Source organism: Flagellimonas aquimarina (assembly GCF_003149745.1).
Taxonomy (GTDB): Bacteria; Bacteroidota; Bacteroidia; order Flavobacteriales; family Flavobacteriaceae; genus Flagellimonas; species Flagellimonas aquimarina.
Genome location: NZ_QGEG01000003.1, coordinates 172,030 through 195,981 on the forward strand (window position 1 = coordinate 172,030; position 23,952 = coordinate 195,981).

General features: G+C 38.0%; 16 protein-coding genes and 1 riboswitch. Of the genes, 4 read left to right on the plus strand and 12 right to left on the minus strand.

What is annotated here, in order from left to right; translation table 11 throughout:
- Nucleotides 1-14: 14 nt before the first annotated feature.
- From cysD to DKG77_RS14045, 7 genes are all read right to left on the minus strand, one after another.
- Nucleotides 15-917, minus strand: a complete 903-nt coding sequence (gene cysD, locus DKG77_RS14015; RefSeq protein WP_109664419.1) for a sulfate adenylyltransferase subunit CysD — start codon at nt 915-917, stop codon at nt 15-17.
- A 98-nt stretch (nt 918-1,015) separates the two neighbouring features.
- A complete protein-coding gene (locus tag DKG77_RS14020) occupies nt 1,016-1,639 on the minus strand; it encodes a phosphoadenosine phosphosulfate reductase domain-containing protein (protein WP_109664205.1) in 624 nt (207 codons plus the stop codon).
- 12 nt (nt 1,640-1,651) lie between these two features.
- A complete protein-coding gene (locus DKG77_RS14025) occupies nt 1,652-1,915 on the minus strand; it encodes a DUF2061 domain-containing protein (RefSeq protein ID WP_109664208.1) in 264 nt (87 codons plus the stop codon).
- A gap of 182 nt (nt 1,916-2,097) precedes the next feature.
- Nucleotides 2,098-2,508, minus strand: a complete 411-nt coding sequence (locus DKG77_RS14030; protein WP_109664211.1) for an RrF2 family transcriptional regulator — start codon at nt 2,506-2,508, stop codon at nt 2,098-2,100.
- 60 nt (nt 2,509-2,568) lie between these two features.
- Nucleotides 2,569-3,738, minus strand: coding sequence for a trans-sulfuration enzyme family protein (locus DKG77_RS14035; RefSeq protein ID WP_109664214.1), 1,170 nt, complete (start codon nt 3,736-3,738; stop codon nt 2,569-2,571).
- Complete coding sequence (gene thrA, locus DKG77_RS14040; RefSeq protein ID WP_109664216.1) at nt 3,738-7,124, minus strand: bifunctional aspartate kinase/homoserine dehydrogenase I; 3,387 nt, start codon at nt 7,122-7,124, stop codon at nt 3,738-3,740. Before thrA ends, DKG77_RS14035 begins: the two co-directional genes overlap by 1 nt.
- Nucleotides 7,125-7,140: 16 nt before the next feature.
- Entirely contained in the window at nt 7,141-8,433 is a 1,293-nt protein-coding gene (locus DKG77_RS14045) for an O-acetylhomoserine aminocarboxypropyltransferase/cysteine synthase family protein (protein WP_109664219.1), read from the minus strand.
- 119 nt (nt 8,434-8,552) lie between these two features.
- Nucleotides 8,553-8,664, minus strand: a riboswitch (SAM riboswitch).
- 177 nt (nt 8,665-8,841) lie between these two features.
- Between DKG77_RS14045 and DKG77_RS14050 the strand changes: the two genes are divergently transcribed.
- Nucleotides 8,842-9,705, plus strand: a complete 864-nt coding sequence (locus tag DKG77_RS14050) for an alpha/beta hydrolase (protein ID WP_109664220.1) — start codon at nt 8,842-8,844, stop codon at nt 9,703-9,705.
- A 51-nt stretch (nt 9,706-9,756) separates the two neighbouring features.
- On the opposite strand, the gene DKG77_RS14055 is transcribed toward DKG77_RS14050, so the two are convergent.
- Nucleotides 9,757-11,691, minus strand: a complete 1,935-nt coding sequence (locus DKG77_RS14055) for a CocE/NonD family hydrolase (RefSeq protein WP_109664223.1) — start codon at nt 11,689-11,691, stop codon at nt 9,757-9,759.
- 103 nt (nt 11,692-11,794) lie between these two features.
- A complete protein-coding gene (gene metK, locus DKG77_RS14060; protein ID WP_109664226.1) occupies nt 11,795-13,051 on the minus strand; it encodes a methionine adenosyltransferase in 1,257 nt (418 codons plus the stop codon).
- Nucleotides 13,052-13,275: 224 nt separating this feature from the next.
- On the opposite strand from metK, the gene DKG77_RS14065 reads away from it, so the two are divergent.
- From DKG77_RS14065 to DKG77_RS14075, 3 genes are all read left to right on the plus strand, one after another.
- Nucleotides 13,276-16,566: an amidohydrolase family protein gene (locus DKG77_RS14065; RefSeq protein ID WP_109664229.1), complete on the plus strand. Its 3,291-nt coding sequence runs from the start codon at nt 13,276-13,278 to the stop codon at nt 16,564-16,566.
- Between the two features lie 127 nt (nt 16,567-16,693).
- Nucleotides 16,694-17,308 carry a deoxynucleoside kinase gene (locus tag DKG77_RS14070; protein ID WP_109664232.1) on the plus strand — a complete coding sequence of 205 codons (615 nt, stop codon included), beginning with the start codon at nt 16,694-16,696 and terminating at the stop codon, nt 17,306-17,308.
- A gap of 163 nt (nt 17,309-17,471) precedes the next feature.
- Entirely contained in the window at nt 17,472-18,170 is a 699-nt protein-coding gene (locus DKG77_RS14075) for an energy transducer TonB (RefSeq protein ID WP_109664422.1), read from the plus strand.
- A gap of 57 nt (nt 18,171-18,227) precedes the next feature.
- Here the strand turns inward: DKG77_RS14075 and DKG77_RS14080 are convergent, their stop codons facing one another.
- The 3 genes from DKG77_RS14080 to DKG77_RS14090 all read right to left on the minus strand — a co-directional run bounded on the left by DKG77_RS14080 (nt 18,228) and on the right by DKG77_RS14090 (nt 23,828).
- Nucleotides 18,228-20,615 (minus strand): sodium-translocating pyrophosphatase, encoded by a 2,388-nt coding sequence (locus DKG77_RS14080; protein ID WP_109664234.1) that lies wholly within the window; start codon nt 20,613-20,615, stop codon nt 18,228-18,230.
- Nucleotides 20,616-20,730: 115 nt separating this feature from the next.
- Nucleotides 20,731-21,258 (minus strand): inorganic diphosphatase, encoded by a 528-nt coding sequence (locus DKG77_RS14085; protein WP_109664237.1) that lies wholly within the window; start codon nt 21,256-21,258, stop codon nt 20,731-20,733.
- A 74-nt stretch (nt 21,259-21,332) separates the two neighbouring features.
- The gene (locus tag DKG77_RS14090) at nt 21,333-23,828 is read right to left on the minus strand and encodes a DUF5686 and carboxypeptidase-like regulatory domain-containing protein (RefSeq protein WP_109664239.1); all 2,496 of its coding nucleotides are present in this window, start codon (nt 23,826-23,828) and stop codon (nt 21,333-21,335) included.
- Between the last annotated feature and the right edge of the window lie 124 nt (nt 23,829-23,952).

Genomic DNA, 23,952 nt, shown 5'->3' on the forward strand with positions numbered 1-23,952 from the left:
ATTTTTGATGGTTGTTAGAAATATCCTTGTTGTTTGCGTTTTTCCATGGCCGCTTCTGAACGTTTGTCATCGATTCGCGCTCCTCGTTCAGAAATTTTTGATTCTCGAATTTCCGAAACCACCTTTTCTATGGTATCCGCATAGGATTCCACAGCTGCTGTGCAAGACATATCCCCTACAGTTCTGAACCTTACCATACGTTCTTCAACTTTCTCATCTTCTGCCCTGAAGACCACATCATCTTCCGCAGACCAAATCAATCCATCTCTTAAAAAGATATTTCTAAGGTGTGCAAAATAGATAGATGGTATTTCAATATCTTCTTTTTGAATGTAACTCCATACATCTAATTCTGTCCAGTTACTAATTGGAAATACCCTTACGTTTTGACCAATTTCAATCTCGCCATTCAACATATCGAACAACTCTGGACGCTGATTCTTTTCGTCCCATTGGCCAAAATCGTCACGGACAGAAAAAATGCGTTCTTTGGCTCTTGCCTTTTCCTCATCTCTTCTGGCGCCACCAATGCAAGCATCAAATTTGAATTCCTCAATGGCGTCTAGCAAAGTTGTCGTTTGCAACATATTTCTACTAGCATATTTTCCAGTTTCCTCAATAACTTTACCTTGATCTATGGAATCCTGCACATTGCGCACAATCAAATCCACCCCCAATTCTTCAACCAACCTATCTCTAAATTCTATTGTTTCTGGAAAGTTGTGTCCTGTATCTATATGCATTAAAGGGAAAGGAATTTTGGCAGGCCAAAAAGCTTTTTGAGCCAGGCGCACCAAGGTTATGGAATCTTTTCCTCCTGAAAATAGAAGTACAGGATTTTCAAACTGTGCCGCTACCTCCCGGATAATGTAAATGGCCTCATGCTCCAATGCATTGGCATTTGGTCTATCCGCCAGTTGCAGTATTTCTGGGTCTTGTATTACTTCTGTAAGTGTATTCAATGCTTTTCTATTTAAGGCCTCTGGATAAGTTTGAGGCTACATTTATTTAAAATTTATGTATGCAATCCGCACTCCCGGTTTTCTAAAACTTTAGTGGGATCAAAATATTTATGTTCGTTTGGCAATTGATGATCTTTTAAGTAGGTATCCAATTGTGTGTCGCTCCAGTGATAAAATGGACTTACCTTTAAAACCCCATCATTGCTTAAACTCAAAACGTCCAGGGAATCTCTATGGGCTGTCTGTCCTTTACGAAGATTTGTAAACCATACATCTGGCTTATGTTCTTTCATTGCTCTTCTAAATGGTTCTAGCTTTACTTGTTCTGTAAACGTAGCATGCAAAGGGTTATCAATTTGTGGAATACCGATGACAGTATCTCGGTGAGCTGAGGTTTGTTTGGGAACATATAGTTTGATATTCAACCCTAAAAGCGAAATCAACTCCTCGGCATGCCTGTAAGTATTGGGTGTATTATATCCGGTATCACACCAGATAATGGGAATATCTGCCGAAACATCTGTAACAGCATGAAGAATTGCAACTTCGTACGGACGAAAATTGGTGGTGACAAGCGGTTTAGTGCTATTACTTAAAGCCCAAGAAATAATCTCTTGAGGAGCTATACCTCTAAACTGGCGGTTTAAGCTTTCTATTTCCTCTTTTAAGAATGCCATATCTTCAATTGTTTATTTGCCCCAATTAATGCTGTTCCAAATTCTTTCGTGAAAAAAATACAGCACCATTTTAGTAACCAGTTCTACCATGCCTATTGAAAACGCCAAGGACAAAGTTCCTGTAACCACCCACGAAATAAGTATGGTGTCCAGGGTTCCTATAATTCTCCAACTGACCGATTTTGCTATGCTTCTTTTGGGTTTTTCAGAAGTTTTATCTTTTGAAAAAGTATCTCTATTTCCGCTATTGTTTATTATTAACTGATCTGCTATCATGTTCAATAATTATAATCCTATAGATTTAATAGGATAATCAAAAATAGAATTATTTGCTTAGTAAATCGTTAAAAGGATAATAAAATTACATTTACCCTATGGTTTTTATAGATTACAACAATTATGACATGAATTTTTATAAATTTTCTGACCAAAACCTAAAAAAATTGAAGAATGTTGATTTAGGAAATTAAATCTTCCAAAGTGTTGTTTCTATATACTTCTAGAGCGCTATCCCTTACTTGAAGCATTAGCTTGTTTACCGAGCATTTGTTCTCATCTGGGCAGTCATCACACTTTTCATAGAAGTTGAGACTTACGCAGGGAATCATGGCAATAGGTCCTTCCAATACCCTCATTACAGAGGTCATTAAAATATCTTTGGGTTCCTTGATCAGGTAATACCCTCCACCCTTTCCTTTTTTGGAACCTAGAAATCCATTTCTTCTAAGGGTGAGTAAAATACTTTCCAAAAACTTTTGAGAAATGTTTTCATGCTTGGCTATTTCCGCAATTTGAACGGGTACCTTACTATCTACTGAGGCCAGATATGTAAGGGCTTTTAAACCATATTTTGTCTTCTTGGAGAGCATATTACGAATATAGGGAAAATTAACAATTGGCTTTCCCAATATAAAGACAGTTTTGCCCTTCTAGCCCAGTGCTTGTTCAATATCTGCGATAATATCTTCAATATGCTCTAAACCAACAGAAACACGCACCATACCATCGGAGATACCAACAGATTCTCGTTCTTCTTTGGTCAATTTGCTATGGGTTGTTGATGCTGGATGCGTTACAATACTTCTAGAATCACCTAAATTGGCAGAAAGTGATAACAGTTTTACTGCATCAAAGAATTTTTTACCCTCTTCTACACCTCCTTTTACTTCAAAAGCTACCACACATCCTCCTGCTTTCATTTGTTTTTTGGCTATTTCGTACTTGGGATGCGATTTAAGAAATGGATATTTTACCCAATCTATTTTTTTATGGCCCTCCAAATATGTGGCCAATTGCAATGCATTAGAGCAGTGTCTATCCACTCTTAATGCCAGAGTTTCCAGACTTTTGGACAGCACCCATGCATTAAATGGGGAAAGTGACGGTCCTGTAATGCGAGAAAAACGATAAATCTTGTCTATGAGCTCACCGTTCCCAACTGTTATTCCCGCTAAAACCCTTCCTTGGCCATCCATTAGCTTTGTCCCAGAATGGATTACCAAATCCGCTCCAAACTTAATAGGTTGTTGTAAATAGGGAGAAGCAAAACAATTATCAATGATGAATATGAGACCATGTTTTTTGGCAATATTTCCTAAAACCTCTAAATCCAAGATATCAACACCTGGATTCGTGGGCGATTCCGCATATACAATTTTGGTGTTGGGAGTGATTAGTTCTTCAACGGCTTCTAAGTTGTTAATGTCAAAATAACTTGTCCCGATATTCCATTTAGGAAAAAACTGAGTGAAAAGTGTATGCGTGGAACCAAAAATACTTTTGGAAGAAACAATATGATCCCCTGTTTCCAATAAAGCAGCAAATGTAGAAAAAACAGCCGCCATACCTGAAGCAAAAGCAAAACCATTCTCCGCACCTTCCATCTTGCATACCTTATCTATAAATTCCGAAGAATTGGGATTGGAATATCTTGAATAGATATTGTGCTCTTTCTCCTCTGCAAAAGAAGCCCTCATGTCCTCTGCATCTTCAAAAACAAAACTGGATGTGAGATACATTGGAGTAGAATGCTCTAAAAATTGCGTGCGCTCCAATTGTGTTCTTATCGCTTCTGTTTCAAATTTTCTTTCGTTCTTCATTATATTTTTTCTGCTATTCTTAAGATATCTCCAAAAACCCCTCTTGCGGTAACGGCCGCACCGGCACCCGCTCCTTGAATCACTAAAGGATTCTCTCCATATGATTCCGTATAAATCTCAATAATTGAATCTGAGCCTTTAACTTGTCCTAAAGCGCTTTCCTTTGGAACGGACACCAGTTTTGCCTCTAAAATCCCTTTATCCTGCTGCAAATCACCATATAAGTCACCAACATATCGCAATACAAACCCGTCCTTTTGATTTTTTTTGATTTGAGCAAACCTTTCATCCATCTCTGATATAACATCTATGAACTCATTAAAATTTAAAGCCTGCAAATCTTTTGGAATCAAATTATCTATTTCAATGTCTGTTAACTCATTTTGTAGGTCCAATTCCCGTGCTAAAATCAATAATTTTCTGCCTACATCATTCCCAGAAAGGTCCTCACGCGGGTCCGGCTCGGTATAACCTTTGTCCATTGCCTCCTTAACAATGGTTGAAAATGTTGCTTCTTTTTCTGAAAACGTATTGAATATATAACTCAATGAACCCGAGAAAACACCTTTTATACGGGTGATGTTCTCTCCTGAAAGGTGTAGTAATTTAATGGTATCTATAAGCGGTAAACCAGCACCAACATTGGTTTCGTACAAATATTGCTTTTGATTCTTTTCAAGATGGCCCCGAATTGATCTGTAATTGTCAAAATCCAAGGTGTTGGCAATTTTGTTGGATGAAACCAAATCAAATCCATTTGAAATGAAAAGTTCATAATTGGACACAAATACCTCACTGGCAGTGTTATCCACAGCTATCAAATTCTCCAAATGGTTTGCTCTAGCAAAGGATATGACATCATCCATTTGGTATGGTTTTCCCTTTGTATCCAAATCCTTTTTCCAACCTTTTCTTATCCCACTTGCATTCAGCAATACTTTCTTTGAATTTGAGACTGCAAATATCCTAAGGTCTATTCCTTTTCGTTCTTCAATGCTTTTGTCAGAATCTAAAATCTGGTCTATCAACGTCCCTCCAACATTACCATGCCCAAAAATGGCAAGATTGATTTTCTTCGCAATTCCGAATATTTGTCCGTGAACTACGTTTATCGCCTTGTGTAAGTCCATTTTTTTGACCACCAGGCTCACATTCTTACCTGAAACCGTATTATTGAATAGCAAAGGGGTAATTTGGTTTTTTACCAGGGCATTGAATGGTTTATGAAAAGTGCTCAAATCCATACCCACAATTGAAATTACCGATACGTCTTCCATTACGGTAATCTGGTTGATATCATAAGAACTGTAGTCCGTTTCAAACTCCAAATCCAATACCTTTTTTGCCCTTTGCGCTTTTCTGGATTCCACGACCAAACCAATGCCACGTTCAGAAGAACCTTGGGAGATTATCCCAACATTAATATTGTTCTGTCCAAGGGCCTTAAAAATACGGGCGTCAATTCCAACTTTACCCAAAAGTCCTCTCCCTTCAAGGTTAACTAACGCAACATCTTCTATTACGGATAAAGATTTTATGCCCCCATTGTCAGTTTTTGGGCCAATAAGCGTTCCTTTATTATCACCATTGAATGTATTAAGAATACGTAAGGGGATGTTTTTCTCAATCAATGGGATAATGGTCTTGGCATGCAGAATATTTGCGCCAAAATTTGCCAGTTCGTTGGCCTCAGCATAGGAAATAACATCTATTAACTTGGCATCTGTAACTAAATCTGGGTTTGCCGTAAAAATACCATCAACATGTGTATAGTTAACCAATTCTTTAGCGTCTAGAAAATTAGCCAACAGTGCCGCCGAATAGTTACTGCCATTTCTTCCTAGAGTCGTGGTCTCCCCTGCTCTATTTGAGGCAATAAACCCAGTTATAATTGGCACAACATCTGAATCTAACTCCTTAAAACAACGAATTACATTTTCTTTTGAAATAGCTTCGTCAACCTCAGCATTGTTAAAAGTATCATCTGTTTTAATCAACACTCTAGAATCAATAAGTTGTGCTTTTATTCCAGATTCCACCAATAACGAGCTTACAACTTTTCCTGAGAGCAATTCACCAAAGGACAGTAATTCATCCTTGGTCTTTAAACTATAATCACCTGTAAGCGACACGCCTTTTAATAACTTTTCTATTTGCTGAAGCTCATCTTCTATATCCGTATTGGGAAAATCGTTCTTTTGATAATTAGAAAAAAAAGTCAAATCTTCACTGAAATCCTTTCCTTTAGCTGCTTTTTTGAGCATGGATTCCAATTGATCCGTTGCTTTGTCCCTAGCTGAAAGTACCACCGCAAAATTTTCTCTCTCCTTTGCTCTTTTTGAAATGATGTCAAGAACATTTTCAATCCCTTCTCCGTTGGCCAAAGACTTACCACCAAACTTTAAAACCTTTATGCGGTCGGTTTTTCCATTTTTTTGAAAAACAGGTTCCAGAAGATTTTCCAATTGTTCAAACTCAATCAAAAAAGCATCATGCCCATGCAAGGATTGCACCTCACCATAAGTTACATTTGCATTGGCCTGCGCCAAATGCCTAAATGTTTCCTTATTTTCCTCCGCTGTGAAAAACAAATCTGAATTGACACCGATAATATGAATCTTCGTTTCGCTTTGCTCAATCAAGTTAAAGGCGTTTTCCCCATTTCTGGTGATATCAATGGTCTTTAACAGCTGATTCATCAGTTTGTATGCTGAAAGTTGAAAGCGTTCCTGTAGTTTTTTGCCATGATGCATCAACCAACTCTCTACATTGAAAACTTGAAGTTCTTCATTGGTGCTCCGCTTAAAGCGTTCCTTAAAAGATTCAGGGGTACGATAACATAGCATAGCGTGCATGCGAGCATCATGGACGGGTTGTTTAGAATTGATTAAAAATTGCTCCTGAATTTGGCAATTTGCTATCAACCAATCTGTAGATTTCCAATCAGAGGCCACTGGGATTAAATGCTCTGTGATTTTTGGGTTCATGGCGGTCATTTCCCAAGCAATGCCCCCACCTAAAGACCCTCCAATAATAGCATACAACTGTTCAATTTTCAATTGCTCCAGTCCTAAAAGAAAAATTTGCGCAACATCTCCAGCAACAAAGTCCTTATAGTTATCAATAACAAAACCATCATATCCGTTACCTGGAATATTGAAAGCCAAAATGGTATAGAAATCTGTATTTATGCATTTGTCCTTACCAATTAAATCTGACCACCACCCCTCTTCACCGGTAACATATGAGTTTCCTGTAAGTGCATGATTTACCAAAACAACGGGAGCGGAATACAATTCCTGTCCAAAAACTTGATAGGACAACTTCAAATTTTGAACAACTCCGTTTAAGGTGGTGTAGTTTTGTATATTGATATGCTTCAGCATGGAATGATTTTGTCTATTACGCCAAAACGGACTTATCTATTGTAGAAAATGCATGTTCTAAATCGGCCTTCAAATCTGATAAATCCTCAAGTCCAACAGACAACCTGATCAGGTCCTTTGTTACACCTGTAGATTCTTGCGCTGCGTCATCCAACTGCTGATGCGTTGTACTTGCTGGATGAATTATCAATGATTTTGAATCGCCAATATTGGCCAACAATGAAAAGAGTTTAGTGTTATCAGCTATTTTCTTTGCTGACTCAAAACCACCTTTTACACCGAATGTTACAATCCCACTTTGACCTTTTGACAAATACGCATCCGCTTGCACCTTATATTTACTTGTTTTAAGTCCAGGATAGTTGACCCAGGCAACTTCACTCCTATTCTCTAACCATTCTGCCAAGGCCAATGCATTTTCGCTATGCTTTTTCATGCGGACTTCCAGGGTTTCAAGCCCCTGAAGAATTTGCCAGGAGTTAAAAGGACTTGGAGCTCCACCAAAATCACGAAGTCCTTCTATCCTAACTTTTGCAATAAAAGCCGCTGGACCTAATGCCTCATGATATACCAAGCCATGGTATCCAGGGGAAGGCTCTGTAAATTCAGGGAATTTACCACTGCCATAATCAAAAGTACCTGCATCTATGATAATTCCACCTAGAGAGGTTCCATTACCATTTATATATTTTGTTAGCGAATGAATCACAATATTTGCCCCATATTCAATAGGATTTAGCAATGCTGGAGTAGCTACGGTGTTATCCACTATAAAAGGAACTTTTGCAGTTTTTGCTTCTGATGAAATTGCCTTTAAATCCAAAACATCCAACTTTGGATTTCCCAACGATTCTACAAAAAACGCTCTCGTATTTTCCTGTACTGCCTTACCAAAATCTGCAGGATCGGTAGGGTCTACAAAGGTGGTGGTAATACCTAGTCTGGGTAAAGTGTTAGCCAAAAGATTGTACGTGCCTCCATATAAGCTATTGGATGCCACAATATGATCTCCCGTTTTTAACAAAACCAAAAGTGCAGTTGAGATGGCGGCTGTACCAGATGCTGTAGCAACTGCAGCTATTCCGCCTTCCAGCGCTGCCAAACGCTGTTCCAACACATCATTTGTTGGGTTGTTAAGCCGTGTGTAGATAAAGCCTGGTTCTGCCAAAGAAAATAAGTTAGCCGCATGGTCTGCATTATTAAAGACATAGGCCGTACTTTGATAAAGAGGAACTGCTCTTGTGCCTCCGTTAGCTTTTACATCATGTCCTGCATGAAGGGCGTTGGTTGAAAATTTTTGATCACTCATGATTTCAGTTTTTTAAATTATTAGAATCGATAAAATAAAAAGCCAAACCCTACTCAATCCATAGATTGATAGGATAAATCAAAAAGTTATAAGAAAATGAAATCGAAGTGAATCGATGACTGTTATCTATTCCCAATACAATGGGATAGAATTTAGCACCTTCTTGACATTGGAAGTCAAGGGTTGCTAAGGCTTCATAGGGTCTATTCCCTCCACCTTTCTTGATAACTATTCAATACGTGTTTGAACTTAATTGGAACAAATATAAAGGCAGAATCTTTTAAAATCCTAATCTTTTATGAAAAATTAATGTCAACGAGAAATCTAAAACTTGTATTTTGGAGTTGTTGCAAATAGAAATACGGCTCGCAGCAACTATAACCAATTGTTTAGATACGATTCTAAAGTATGCAAGAAATTATTGAAGTAAAGATTGATAATTTAACATTCGATTGCCTTACTGATGGCGATAAGGAAAACGAATTAGTAGTTTTTTTACATGGTTGGCCTGAGACGGCAAGTATGTGGAAAAAGCTAATGTCCAGTTTTTCTAAAAATGGTTTTTATTGTGTTGCACCCAATTTAAGGGGGTATAGCAAAAATGCTTGTCCCAAAGGTAAAAAACATTACGGTTTAGATAAATTGGCGAAGGATATTTTAGATATTTCCAAGTTTCTAAACAAACCAAAATTTCATCTTGTTGGCCATGATTGGGGAGCAGCCATTGGTTGGAAAGTAGTTCATGATCATCCGGACAGAATTCTAAGTTGGACCGCAATCTCTATTCCACATCTGCAAGCTTTTGGAAGGGCAATTGTAGTTGACACTGAGCAACGTAAAATGAGCCAGTACATAAAAAGCTTTCAGTTACCATATCTTCCAGAATCACGCATAAGAAAAGATAATTTTAAAATATTAAAAAAATTATGGCGGAATAGTGATTCAAATGAAATTGATGAGTATTTGAAGGTTTTTAAAAACCCAAAACAAATGACCGCATCCCTAAACTATTATCGCAGTAACTATAAACTATTAAAAAGTGGCGCTACAGAACAAATACTCGGAGACATTCATGTTCCAACTTTGTTTATTTGGGGAAATAAAGACATTGCGATAGGTTCCTATTCCGTTAGTGAAAGTCATCAATACATGAAAAATGATTATGAGTTTATAGAGTTAAATTCTGGTCATTGGCTAATTCAAACAAACTATCACGAATTAAAAAAAGCAATTACCAAGCACATTAAAAAAAACGCCAATTTTAGTAGTTAGACCAAAAGGTTAGTGTTAAAACCCATTACTTTTCATATACGAAGCCTTTTATTATTTTAAAACCGAAAACTCAATATTTGAATCAGTAAAAACCGTATGGGTTTGTGTTTTAAAATCGGCCTCATCTGCTTTGAATATATTTTCAACATAGGTCTGCGGATTTAAATCAATCAATGGGAACCAAGTGCTCTGCACTTGCACTTGAAGCTTATGACCTTTCTTGATAGTATGGAACACATCTTGTAATTTAATGGTTACATCTGTCTTCTTATTTGGAATAAATGGCTCAGGTTTTGAAAAACTATTTCTAAAACGTCCACGCAATACCTCACTGCGAATCATTAAATGATAATTGCTCATCTTAAGATGGTCCTGCATTTCCTCATTGGTTTCAGAATTTGCCGGATGTACATCGATAATCTTTACAATCCAATCTGCTGCAGTCCCTGTGGTAGCTACTTTTAGCTTGGCCAAAATATCGCCAGCAAGGGTAAGATCTTCTTCCATGACCTCAGTCTCAAAAACCAAGACATCTGAGCGACGTGCTGCAAAACGTTGATCATCGGTCATATATTTTCTAGGTGTGAAAACGGTCTTAACATCTTCGGAATACGGAACCGGTTTTTTGATATCGCTAATAAATTGAATTCCAGACACTTTTCTATTTTCTGAGGTCAATTCTTGATTTTCAGACAAAAACATGGTTTGTTTTTCAACCCCCTCTGGCGGCCAAGAATCGTATTCTTTCCATTCCTTTCTACCTGAATCAAAAACATAAGCTTCAGGAAGGCCGCTATTTTTATCTCCATCTCCCTTTAAAAAATGGTTAAAGAATTTTGTTTCAATATTTTCTTGATAAAATTCTGATATGGAATCCCCAAAATAATAGTTACCTACCAGACTGCGTCCATTTCTCCTAGCCCAACGCCCGTGGTCCCAAGGACCAAAAACCATGGTGTTGTAGCTTTCTATATTTTTTTCAATGTTCTTATAGGTTTCCAACGGGCCATAGAGATCCTCGGCATCAAACCAACCTCCAACGATCATGGTGGCCACATGCGATTTGGATTTGTCCAAATGTTGAATCAAACCACGACTCTGCCATAGTTCATCATAGTTAGGATGTTCTTTAAGTTCATTCCAAAAATAATCGTCCGTTACTCCTTCTGGCCGCATAGTAGGTGTATCTACCGTTTCATATTCAAAAAATGAGTTAAGGTTTTTCAATGGGCCAGCATCCAAAAAGAATTGATATTGGTCTTCCGTCTGTAAATCGGGGAATGTATACCAAGCCGTATCTATGGGTTGGTCATTGTTTGGTCTTGGGGTGCCAAACAGAGAGGTTACTCTAAAATAGCTCAACAAATATGCTCCGTTATGGTGAAAATCATCAAAAAAGAAATCGCCAATACAAGCTTGTGGAGAAGATGCTTTTAAAGCAGGATGCGCATCAATGGTGGCATATGTAGCATAATAACCCGGATAAGAAATCCCCCAGACACCCACATTACCATTGTTATTTTCAACATTGTTCACCAACCACTCAATGGTATCATACGTATCTGTACTTTCATCCACTTGTTCATTGGAAGTTTTATTGGGAATGTAGGCACGCATGTTTTCATAATGTCCTTCACTCAACCACCTGCCCCGCACATCTTGGTAGACAATGATATTTCCCTCTTTCATTAGATGAATATTGGGCCCTATTTGTTTTCTGAAATTTCCCGCTCCATAAGGTCTTGAGCTATACGGAGTACGCTGCATTAATATGGGGTATTCTTTTGAGACATCTTTGGGAGCATATATTGTGGTGTGCAATGTTACACCATCTCGCATTTCAACATCCACTTCTTGCTTAGAATAATTATCGGCTACATAAGTATCCTCTTGTTCAACATTGTCTTTCTTGGTTGTTTTTTTGCAGCTAGTAACAGTGAACAAGAGACAAATGCTCAAGAATAACAATTGGATGGAACTTTTCATTTAGAATAATTTTATTTTCTAAAACTACTAAAGTTCAAGCGAGTATGCCAATTAAAAAAGGAGCCATTATTTGGCTCCTTTTTTAATCTTGAAATAAATCCAATTATATACCAAATGTAGTTTTTACGACTTCCACCATATCAAGCTTCTCCCACGTGAACAGTTCAACTTCTTTTTCAATCTTTCCATTATACGGAGATTCAAAAACCTTGGTAAGAGTTTGGGGCTGTTTCCCCATGTGACCGTAAGCCGCCGTTTCCAAATAGATTGGATTTCTAAGCTTTAAACGTTCCTCTATCGCGAACGGGCGCATATCGAACAGCTTAGAAGCCTTTTCAGCTATTTCACCATCTGACAAATCAACATTGGATGTGCCATAGGTATCCACAAAAATTGAAGTGGGTTCCACTACACCTATAGCATAACTTACCTGTACCAGCATTTCATCGGAAACACCAGCTGCAACCAAATTCTTTGCCACATGCCTAGCCGCATAAGCCGCACTCCTGTCTACCTTACTAGGGTCTTTCCCACTAAAAGCACCACCTCCATGGGCTCCTTTTCCTCCATAAGTGTCCACGATTATTTTACGCCCGGTAAGCCCAGTATCTCCATGTGGCCCGCCAATAACAAATTTTCCCGTGGGGTTAATGTGATACGTGATATTGTCATTAAAAAGTTTCTGGATATCTGTTGGAAAATGCTTTTCAACTTCTGGTATAAGCACGTTTATGATATCCTCTTTTATCTTGGCCAGCATTGCTGTATCATCCCCGTTAAATTCATCATGTTGGGTAGAAACCACTATGGTATCTATACGTTGTGGCACATTATCATCAGAATATTCAATAGTAACCTGTGCTTTTGCATCTGGTCTTAAATAGTTTATTCGAGTTCCCTCTCTTCTAAGTTCTGCCAAGACCTGAAGAATTTTATGGGAAATATCCAATGCCAATGGCATAAAGTTTTCCGTTTCCTTTGAAGCGTACCCAAACATCATTCCTTGATCACCAGCACCTTGTTCTTCTTTAGAACCTCTATCTACGCCTCGATTTATATCTTGTGATTGCTCATGAATCAAGGAGATAACTCCACAAGAATCTCCACTAAATTGATATTCTCCTTTTGTATACCCAATTTTATTGATGACATCCCTAGCAATGTTCTGCACATCTAGATAAGTATTGCTCTTGACTTCTCCAGCCAAGACCACTTGACCAGTGGTTACCAATGTCTCACAGGCTACCTTACTTTCAGGATCAAATGCTAAAAAATTATCTAAGAGCGCATCACTTATCTGATCCGCAATTTTATCTGGGTGTCCCTCACTAACAGATTCTGATGTAAACAGATATGGCATGTATATAATTTTATGTGAAGATTTGACGGCAAGGCCCAAAGAAGTTTACACCACTTTTTAGCATTTTTTTAGGGAGGTTGCAATCAGTCAAATCTTTCCTCAATAATAGTGGGCAAAAATATAAAAATGTTTTGGTCTTAAAAAGCCAATAAAATTTTAAAGTTCCTTTTCGTAATAATATTTGGTTTATGCGTATTTTGTTCAATGACTAATACATCTTAAAAATGAAAAACAAAATATTTCTCTCCACTCTCTTTGCCTTATTTGCACTCTACACTTTCAGCCAAGAAAAGAAAGATGACAAAAAATGGGATGTTTCTAATCCGTATACTGATTGGAAAATCAATGAAACTGCCCTAGAAACTGATGAAGGAACATGGATGAACCTTGATGTAAGCCCAGATGGCAGTCAAATTGCATTTGATATGTTGGGAGATATTTATATCATACCAATGGCTGGCGGAACCGCAAAAGTGCTCCGTTCCGGCCTGCCTTTTGAAATACAACCGCGATTTAGTCCCGATGGAAAAAAAATATCCTTCACATCTGATGCCGGTGGTGGTGATAACATTTGGGTCATGGATGTGGATGGAAACAATGCTAAACAGATTACCAAAGAAAAATTTAGGTTGCTCAACAATGCCGTTTGGAGTCAAGATGGGAATCATGTCATTGCTAGAAAACATTTTACCTCTCAACGCTCACTAGGTGCTGGAGAGTTATGGCAATATCACATTACAGGTGGATCTGGACTGCAATTGACCAAAAGAAAAAACGACCAACAAGATGTAAATGAACCTTTCATCTCTAGCGATGGGAAATACCTCTATTATTGCGAAGACATGTATTCTGGAGGTTTTTTTCAATATAACAAGAACCCAAACTCGCAGATCTATGTTGTTAAACGGTATGATTTTGAAACCGGAAAAACCATCATTGTAACAGGTGGGCCAGGCAGTGCTTCTAGACCAACTGTGTCTCCAGATAACAAAAAGCTAGCCTTTGTTAAGCGAGTCCGTACCAAAACCGTTTTATTCATTCACGACTTGGATACAGGAGAAGAATGGCCCGTATATGACACATTGAACAAAGACCAAATGGAAGCCTGGGCTCTTTTTGGTACTTATCCCAATTTTAGCTGGACACCCAGCAGTAAAGAGATTGTTTTTTGGGCAGGCGGAAAAATTCAGAAAGTCAACATAGAAACATTAAAAGTAGACCCTATCCCATTCAAAGTAAATACTACGCTAAAAATAGCGGAAACCCATAGGGCCAAGCACCAAGTGGATTCGGAAAATTTTACCGCCAAGGTCATTCGACATGTAAAGACATCTCCTGATGGAAAGAAAATTGTATTTAGTGCTCTTGGACACTTATGGACCAAGAAATTACCCAATGGCAAACCAAAACGTTTGACGAATAGTGATGATCTTGAATTTGAACCTTCGTTTTCGCCAGACGGAAAAGAAATCGTTTATGTAACTTGGGATGATGAACAATTAGGTGCTATTCGCAAAATTCCCTCAAATGGTGGTTCTTCTGTAAAAGTGACTGCAGTAAAGGGGATTTATCGTTTTCCATCCTTTTCCAATAATGGGAAACATTTGGTTTATGGCAAGCAAAATGGAAATAACGACCAAGGTCGTACATTCACAAAAGAGCCAGGAATCTATATCATATCCGCCAATGGAGGTAATCCAAAAAAACTCACAGATAATGGTTTAACTCCTACCTTCAGCAAAGGAGACGAACGTATTTTCTTTCAAACCGGCGGGCAATTTTTTGGTGCATTAACAAAAGAATTAAAAAGCGTGGACCTTAATGGTAAAGATGAACGTGTACATTTCAAGTCAAAATATGCCAATCATATTGTACCATCTCCTGATAACGAATGGCTCCTTTTCTCCAATCTGCACAAAGCTTATGTTGCACCAATGGCAATGACAGGACAAACTATTGAATTTGACCCAAAAAGCAAGGCTTTTCCAATAACACAAGTGGCAAAAGATGCCGGCTACAACCTACATTGGTCCAACAACAGCAAAAAACTACACTGGACACTGGGAAGTCAATATTTCTCAAATGACATTAACCAGCGTTTTACTTTTCTTCAAAATTCCCCAGACAGCATTCCACCAATGGTTGAAAAAGGAATTGATGTTGGTTTAATTGCTAAAACGGACACACCAGAAGGTAGTATTGCTTTTACCAATGCAAGGATTATCACTATGGAAAATGATGAGGTAATGGAAAATGCCACCATCATAATCAAGAACAATAAAATTGAAGCAATCGGCGCCTCGTCTCAAATTCCTGTACCCTCCAATACAAAAGTATTCGATATGAGCGGTAAGACCATTATGCCAGGAATTGTAGATGCACATGCCCATATTGGTGCTTTTAGAGCTGGGCTTAATACCAAAAAACATTGGCAATTGTACGCCAATCTAGCTTATGGTGTGACCACAGCACATGATCCTTCTGCAAACAGCGAGACTGTTTTTGGTTTGTCCGAACTTGTGAAAAGTGGAGAAATGGTTGGCCCTCGAATTTACTCTACCGGATTTATCCTTTACGGTGCCGATGGGGATTTTAAAGCGGTTATCAATAATTTAGAAGATGCCCGTTCTGCTATCCGAAGAACAAAAGCATTTGGTGCCACCTCTGTAAAAAGTTACAATCAGCCACGTAGAGAACAGAGACAACAAGTAATGCAGGCAGCCAAAGAACTAGGAGTCAATGTTGTACCTGAAGGCGGTTCAACGTTTTTTACCAATATGACCATGATTATGGATGGCCATACAGGTGTTGAACACAACATTCCCGTGGCACCTGTATATAAAGACATTGTTACCTTATGGAGCAATAGCAACAGTGGTTATACACCTACACTTATTGTAAATTATGGAGGAATGAATGGCGAATATTTCTACTATGAACGAGATAATGTCTGGGAAAACGAAAAGTTGCTCAAATATACTCCAAGACACATTGTAGATTCAAGAAGTCGTCATAGAACCAAAGTACCACAGGAAGAGTATAAAAACGGTCATATTTTGGTTTCCGAAACAGTAACAAAGCTTTCAAATGCCGGGGTAAAAGCAAATCTAGGTGCCCATGGTCAATTGCAAGGTCTTGGTGCACATTGGGAACTTTGGATGCTAAAGGCTGGAGGCATGACCAACATGGAAGCGTTAAAAGCGGCAACTATAAATGGCGCTCAATATATTGGCATGGGAGATGAAATAGGTTCTTTAAAGGTTGGGAAACTGGCAGACTTAATTGTCTTAGACGAAAATCCATTGGAAAACATTGAAAACACAAATTCAGTGCGCTACACCATGATCAATGGCCGATTATACGATACAGAGAACATGAATGAAATTGGTAATGAACCAAAAGAACGTGGCGTGTTCTATTGGGAAAACAACAAATACAACCAAGCTTTTCCTTGGCATGAACAAACTCAAAGTTTCAGTATTCCTGGATGTAGTTGTCACGCCTTAAAACATTGATAACGGTTATTTCGTCGAAAGGTTGATAAAAGGTGCAAAGTTGGTTTTACCTTAAACAAGATTCGTTGTATATTGTATCCCTTTCTATTAAACACAACAGTATAATAACCATTCAACAAAAAGACCCATGCACATTGCGGTAGCAGGAAACATTGGAGCAGGAAAAACTACATTAACTAATTTATTGGCAAAGCATTATAAATGGGAAGCCCATTTTGAAGATGTAGTGGACAATCCGTATTTAGATGATTTCTATACACAAATGGAGCGTTGGAGTTTTAACCTTCAGATTTACTTTTTGAATAGTCGTTACCGACAGATTTTGAAAATTCGTGAGGGAGGCAAAAAGGTCATCCAAGATCGGACGATTTATGAAGACGCCCATATTTTTGCTCCCAATCTTCACGCAATGGGGTTAATGACCAATCGCGATTTTGAGAATTACTCCAGTCTTTTTGATTTAATGGAAAGTTTGGTTCAACCACCAGATTTGCTCATCTATTTGCGCAGCTCCATTCCCAATTTGGTAAATCAAATCCACAAACGTGGACGGGATTATGAAAACAGCATCTCCATAGATTATTTAAGTAGATTAAATGAGCGTTATGAAGCTTGGGTAAACACCTATGAAAAAGGCAAGCTGTTGATCATTGATGTTGATGACATTAATTTTGTTGACGAACCTGAAGATCTAGGTACCGTGATCAATAAGATTGATGCAGAAATTCATGGATTGTTTTAATATCCACCACTAATAAATAGAAAAGTCAGAATTTCACTCGATCAAAAAGGTCGTTCACTCATTATGGCTTTCCTTCAGATGGTTTTCAAAGTAGTTTAGATTGAGTTTAAAACTCAATGGTATTAACTACACCTTTCATTATGAAAGGCAAAAATTTGAAAACATGGAACTTAAAAAAAATCAAGAATTAGAACTGAAAAAAAACAGCGTGCTCTATTTCTCTATTGGAATGACAGCAGTATTATTACTTGCTTATATTGCTTTGGAATGGAAAACCTTTTATGAGACTCCAGAGTTTGCTCAAAATTCAGAGAAATTAAACGATATAGATGAAGTACTCCCTCCCATAACCATTAAATTACCGCCGCCGCCAAAAACTCAAACTCCACCTGTAATTGAAATTGTTGATGATGAGGAAAAAATCATCGAAACCATAATTGAGTCTACTGAAACAGACCAAGTCAAAGAAATTGCTGATATTGAAGACATTGAAGTTGCCAAGGATGATGTTCCTGACGAAGTATCTTTTATTGTAATCGAAGATGTCCCTGTTTTTCCCGGTTGTGAAAATGAGAGCGATAAAAGGGCTTGTTTTCAGGAAATGATGCAAAAACACATACGAAAGAATTTCCGTTATCCCGAGCCTGCACAAGATATGGGCTTGCAAGGACGTGTTAATTTAGTTTTTACCATCCAAAAAGATGGTAGTATAGGTAATGTTAGAATGCGTGGGCCTCATAAAATTTTAGAAACGGAGGCTGCTAGAATCATTTCGAAACTACCAAAAATGACACCAGGAAAGCAACGGGGTACTCCGGTAAAAGTACCTTTTGCCATACCGATTACGTTTAAACTTCAATAAAAGCAAAAAAACCACGCTTAAAGCGTGGTTTTTTTATCTAAAAAGTTATTTTAAAAGCTATTCGTTGGATGCCGCTTTATATGCATCCACCAATTTTTGAACCTCTTCTTTTGTAGCTCCTGTAAATTCTTTTATCTCTTCTTTTGCTTCTCCAGCAACTTCGTAAGTTGATGTCACTACTGCCTTGTATAAACCTTCAGCTGTATTGCTCATTTCAACACGAACTTGTTTTTCAACAGGTACGCTCTCTTTCATTCCATCGGTAGTGATAGAGATTTTAGTGCCATCTTCTTTTAGTAAACTAACTTCATCAGCCGGAGCAAGACTCACCAAACTTGGTGCAATAACTAGGGCCACAACGGACATCAACTTCAATAAGATATTCAATGAAGGTCCAGAAGTATCTTTGAATGGATCACCAACCGTATCTCCGACAACAGCAGCCTTATGTGCATCAGAACCTTTACGTCCGTCAGATTCAATCATTTTCTTAGCGTTATCCCAAGCGCCACCTGCGTTTGATTGGAAAATAGCCATTAATACACCACAAGTAGTTACACCTGCAAGCAGACCACCCAGCATTTCAGCACCCCCAATAAAACCAACAGCAACTGGAACAGCAATCGCCAATAATCCTGGCAACACCATTTCTTTAATAGAAGCTTTCGTAGAAATATCTACACACTTGTCGTATTCTGCAAGTCCGTCTGCTGCATCAAAAGTTGCACGTTGTTCTGGAGTTGCTTTTGACATATCGGAATCAACTGCTCTCATCACTTCAAGTGCAGCCTTCAATTGTGGAATATCTCTAAACTGACGACGCACCTCTTCGATCATTGCCATGGCAGCACGACCTACTGCATTCATAGATAAGGCAGAAAATACAAAGGGAAGCATTCCCCCTATTAAAAGACCAGCCATAATTTTTGGCTGAGATACATCGATAGAAGTTACGTTTGCCACTTTCATAAAAGCAGAAAACAAAGCTAAAGCTGTTAAAGCAGCAGAAGCAATTGCAAAACCTTTACCAATTGCAGCGGTAGTGTTACCCACAGCATCCAATTTATCAGTACGTTCACGTACTTCTGGGTCTAACTCGGCCATTTCTGCAATACCACCAGCATTATCAGAAATCGGTCCGTAAGCATCAACAGCCAACTGGATTCCCGTGTTAGCTAACATACCTACTGCAGCAATTGCAATACCATATAAACCTGCGAAATGGTGTGATACCAATATAGCAGCAGCAATCAATAAAATAGGAATCATAGTAGACATCATACCTACACCTAAACCGGCTATAATGTTTGTTGCCGCTCCTGTTTCAGATTGACTAACAATTGAGTTTACAGGTTTTGTACCTGTACCTGTATAATATTCTGTAATTTTTCCAACACCTAAACCTGCAACAAGACCAGCTAAGGTAGCCCAGAAGATTCCCATTGCTCCGAATGGTAAACCTTCCACGCTTTCAGGAATTAAAGCATGAATAATAAAGTAAGAAGCAACAACCATTAGGCCCGCTGAACCAAATTCACCAATATTCAATGCTGTCTGAGGGTTTCCACCATCTTTAACTCTAACAAAGAACGTTCCTATAATGGACATTAAAATACCTACCGCGGCCAAAACCAAAGGAAGGTAAACTGCACCCAAACCTGCAAAATCAGGCGTAATAATAAATGCTCCCAATACCATGGTACCTATAATAGAACCTACATAAGATTCAAATAAATCAGCTCCCATACCAGCAACATCGCCAACATTATCACCAACATTATCTGCAATAGTAGCTGGATTCAAAGGGTGGTCTTCAGGAATACCCGCCTCTACCTTACCAACTAAATCTGCACCTACATCCGCTGCTTTAGTATAAATACCACCACCTACACGCGCAAAAAGTGCAATAGATGAAGCTCCCAATGAGAATCCAGAAAGTACATTTAATACCAAGCCCAAGTTTTCAGCACCAGGCCAAATAGATTGATATACTATAAATAAACCGCTAAGTCCTAAAACACCAAGACCTACAACACCTAATCCCATTACTGCACCACCTGCAAAAGCAACCTCTAATGCTTTTCCTAACGAAGTTTTCGCAGCTTGGGTTGTTCTAACATTTGCTTTTGTAGCAACCTTCATTCCTATAAAACCTGCCAAGGCCGAACAGATAGCTCCTACTACAAAGGAAAGGGCAACCATTCCGTTAGAACCCTCTTCGTTACTTCCTTTAAGGAATAAAAGGATAGCAACAGCGATTACGAAGATGCTCAATATTTTATATTCTGCTTTAAGGAAAGACATTGCTCCATCAGCAATATTTTTAGCAATCCTTGCCATTTTAGTATCTCCTTCATCCTGCTTTCCAACCCACATATTCTTTACGAATACAAAGATCAGTGCCACAATACCAAATGCGGGCAGAAATTTTACAATTAATTCCATAGTGTTATAGTTATTTTAAGAGTTTTTTAGTGGCAGCAAAAGTAGTAAAATACAGACTAATAAAAAAAATGCACTTTTGGAGACCAAAAGTGCATAAATCTGTACTCAATTTTACTTAAATTGTAAAGGTGCGCTTCTTTTTATGTTCGCTTTCTTCATAACGTTTAACGCATTGATGGTAAATATCTATTGCTTCATTAACATCTCCCCAACCACCTGTATCTACCTTCTTTTCTTCCAGATCCTTATATACCTGAAAAAAGTGCTCAATCTCTTTTAGTCGATGCGGATTTAAATCGCTTATATCATTTCTTTTGCTCCAAATAGGGTCAGAAACAGGAACACAAATAATTTTTTCATCAGGTCCTTTCTCATCGGTCATATGGAAAACCCCAATAGGCTTAACCTCCATCACCACCATTGGGTAAGTAGGTTCCGTGCCCAATACCAAAACATCTAAAGGATCTTTATCCAATGCTAAAGTTTCTGGGACAAAACCATAATCTCCTGGATACATCATTGATGAAAAAAGAGTTCTATCAAATCGAATCTTGTGTAACGTAAAATCATATTCGTATTTATTTCTGCTACCCTTTGGAATTTCTATAAGCACATCAAATGTAACTTCTTCTTTTTTAGACATTTTGAGGTTTTTGTTTTTGCAAAAATAGCCAGTATTGAGAGAATTATATAAAGAAATTGCTTTCTTAGTATTAATTAAAAATTAAATCCAAAAGTACCTGTAATACCAAATGGACGAGCGTCCGGATTATCCAAATAGTTTCCTCTGAAATTAAAATCGATCCTAAGGATCTTAAAGATGTTACCTATTCCAAATGAGTACTCCCAATAAATCTGATCTTCAGGTGCTATCAACGGAATATTGGATGGTGCATTCAAGGCTATGTTTTCATCTGAAAGTTGGCCCCATGCCCCTCGTATTCCAACAATCTCTCTAAGGTTTAACTTTCTCAATACAGGGATTCTTGAGAATAACCTTCCATTAAAATTATGTTCCAAATGTAAGGTGGCATAGGTATCCGTCACAAATTCATAAAAATCCAGATTGGGAAAGGTATTGTAAAGGGTAAAAAGAGTTTGGTTTCCAGGAACTACGCTCAATAAGCTTAATGGAACCTCTCCAAAAGTCTTACCTAGTTCCACACTGCTTGTCAATCTACCAAAACCACCAATTTGCCATGGTTGTCTGTATGAGAATTGAATTTTCTCATAGTCAAAATCGCTTTCCAAAAATCCCCGTACACCCTTGGTATAGTTTAGGAGCAGCGTGCTATGATCGTCATTTATGTTCGCCCGTTCCACTCCATAACCTATGGTTCGTTTTCCCGGGGTATATATTAAGGTAGTATTAAGATCAAATTGTTTTACTTCTGAAGAAATACCCGATGGGGACTCTGGATCTAAATAGTCTAGGCCAAATGCATCTGGTAAAGCTGAGCTCAATGTCCTGAAAGACCCTCCCAATCTCACTCTAAAGTTCTTTACGGGCTCAACTTCAAAATTTAGGGTCGATAGATTTATATTGGTCAACCGATCATTGGCGCCAACTGTGACCAAAGATGATGAGGCAATACTTCTTCCCAATACATCATTGGTGCTTGTAAGGCTTAATCCCAGTTGTTCAATATCCCTCCGGTTACCTCCTGAGAAAATCAATCTTGATTTTCTATCCAGCAAAAATTTAGCTGAGAAACCATGTTTTGCTTTTTTATCTGTAAATCCGTAGGCCATATACCCTTCCAGCCTCCAGGTATCATTCTGTCCAAAATAGGTTCTTGCACCCAGTCTTACACGAGTTCCTTCGGCGTCATTGAATCCGAGAACGCTGTAAATATTTCCTATATCAAGATTCCACTTATCTATTTCTATATAGCCAGACCCCAGTATACTTACAATGTCATAATAGGTCCTGAACTTGGGAACGGTTTTTAGCGTATCGAGCAATTTAAATATCCCTGACTCGTCCTCATTGAGTGTTTCTAGACGAGCATTTTTCCAGAATGTGCTATCTCTTGAAAAAACCCTTGGGTCATAGGGGTCAGATTCAGCTTTGTAAAACTCTTCGGGGCGGTTTGTATCAAACTTATAATTATCAAATACCGTTGTTCGTTTACCATAAACACCCCGTGATTTCTCCTTTTTAGAAAAACTAAAATCACTCAGCATATAATCTCTTTTGAGCAAAAAAACCGAATCATTCACTACATCAAAATCTTGTTCAATATAGATTTCCTTTACCCAATTTATATTGGCACTTTTAGTTACTTGAAGGTTGATTTTTTTGATGGCATAAGTAGTATCACTGACCCAAAAATCTCCCTTGAAAGTGAGTTCGTTTTTTCGTCTAGGGTAGTAAATTATGTTGTAGCACCATTTGTTATCAATAAATGTGCTATCTGACAGGACATAGTTGTAAGTATCCACTCCTGTTTTGGAGAGCGGACTGGTAAAGCTTTTATCAAAAAACTTTAGATAATTATCATAAATGTCATAGTCTGAGTACAGATCTTCCACAAAAGCGGTAATGGCCTGATTTCCACTAAAACCAGAGTTTTTGTTGCCGAGTACATCTTCTTTTTCTTCATCTATGATATTGTCACCATATATTTTGGAGAAACTTTCATTTAAAAACATAGGTAGGTAGGTCTTGCCAGTGATTCTTGAAGTATCCAAGTCCTCAAACATAAACTCCAATCCTTTAAAGAGTTTACTCTTGATCAAGGCACTGTCTATGGTATTCAGATCAAATTCTACCTTTTCATACTTGTCGTATTGATACTGCTTAAATTTTCGAACTCCATTTTCCCGCTTCTTTGCCCAGATTTTTTTCAGTATTTCTATTGCAGGATTGTTCTTTTTAGATTGCTTGCCCGTGTAAACAATAACTTCTTTAAGCTGTTCCGCAGATTCTTGCAAAGCAATCTCCATATTGTAATTTACCTTCTGGTCCAATACAATTTCTTTGGTCTCATAACCAATAAAAGAAACAAGAATTGTGCTATATGTTTCATCCGATTCTAGATAAAAACGACCATTGTCATTGGTAATGGTTCCTTCAGAAGAGTCTTTAAAAATAATATTGGCAAAAGCAATTGGTGAACCTGTTTCATCAATTACGATACCGCCAACCTTTGTCTGGGAAAAAGCAAAAAAACAAGACGAGAAGAAAAAAATAAAAAGGAATCTTTTCATGTTTTGATATGTGTAGCATTAGGAAATCCCAAGTAGGATTTTCAGAAGTGCATGGTCAATTTGGTTTAAAAGTAATTTCTTATCAAAAACTATTCCTTAAAAAAGCCTCGTCAACTTTTGTTGA

Coding starts and splice junctions, on each gene's coding strand:
- DKG77_RS14020 (WP_109664205.1), bottom strand. CDS start 1,639: ATGGCATTCTTAAAAGAGGAAATAGAAAGCTTAAACCGCCAGTTTAGA.
- DKG77_RS14025 (WP_109664208.1), bottom strand. CDS start 1,915: ATGATAGCAGATCAGTTAATAATAAACAATAGCGGAAATAGAGATACT.
- DKG77_RS14030 (WP_109664211.1), bottom strand. CDS start 2,508: ATGCTCTCCAAGAAGACAAAATATGGTTTAAAAGCCCTTACATATCTG.
- DKG77_RS14035 (WP_109664214.1), bottom strand. CDS start 3,738: ATGAAGAACGAAAGAAAATTTGAAACAGAAGCGATAAGAACACAATTG.
- thrA (WP_109664216.1), bottom strand. CDS start 7,124: ATGCTGAAGCATATCAATATACAAAACTACACCACCTTAAACGGAGTT.
- DKG77_RS14045 (WP_109664219.1), bottom strand. CDS start 8,433: ATGAGTGATCAAAAATTTTCAACCAACGCCCTTCATGCAGGACATGAT.
- DKG77_RS14050 (WP_109664220.1), top strand. CDS start 8,842: ATGCAAGAAATTATTGAAGTAAAGATTGATAATTTAACATTCGATTGC.
- DKG77_RS14055 (WP_109664223.1), bottom strand. CDS start 11,691: ATGAAAAGTTCCATCCAATTGTTATTCTTGAGCATTTGTCTCTTGTTC.
- metK (WP_109664226.1), bottom strand. CDS start 13,051: ATGCCATATCTGTTTACATCAGAATCTGTTAGTGAGGGACACCCAGAT.
- DKG77_RS14065 (WP_109664229.1), top strand. CDS start 13,276: ATGAAAAACAAAATATTTCTCTCCACTCTCTTTGCCTTATTTGCACTC.
- DKG77_RS14070 (WP_109664232.1), top strand. CDS start 16,694: ATGCACATTGCGGTAGCAGGAAACATTGGAGCAGGAAAAACTACATTA.
- DKG77_RS14075 (WP_109664422.1), top strand. CDS start 17,472: ATGGAACTTAAAAAAAATCAAGAATTAGAACTGAAAAAAAACAGCGTG.
- DKG77_RS14080 (WP_109664234.1), bottom strand. CDS start 20,615: ATGGAATTAATTGTAAAATTTCTGCCCGCATTTGGTATTGTGGCACTG.
- DKG77_RS14085 (WP_109664237.1), bottom strand. CDS start 21,258: ATGTCTAAAAAAGAAGAAGTTACATTTGATGTGCTTATAGAAATTCCA.
- DKG77_RS14090 (WP_109664239.1), bottom strand. CDS start 23,828: ATGAAAAGATTCCTTTTTATTTTTTTCTTCTCGTCTTGTTTTTTTGCT.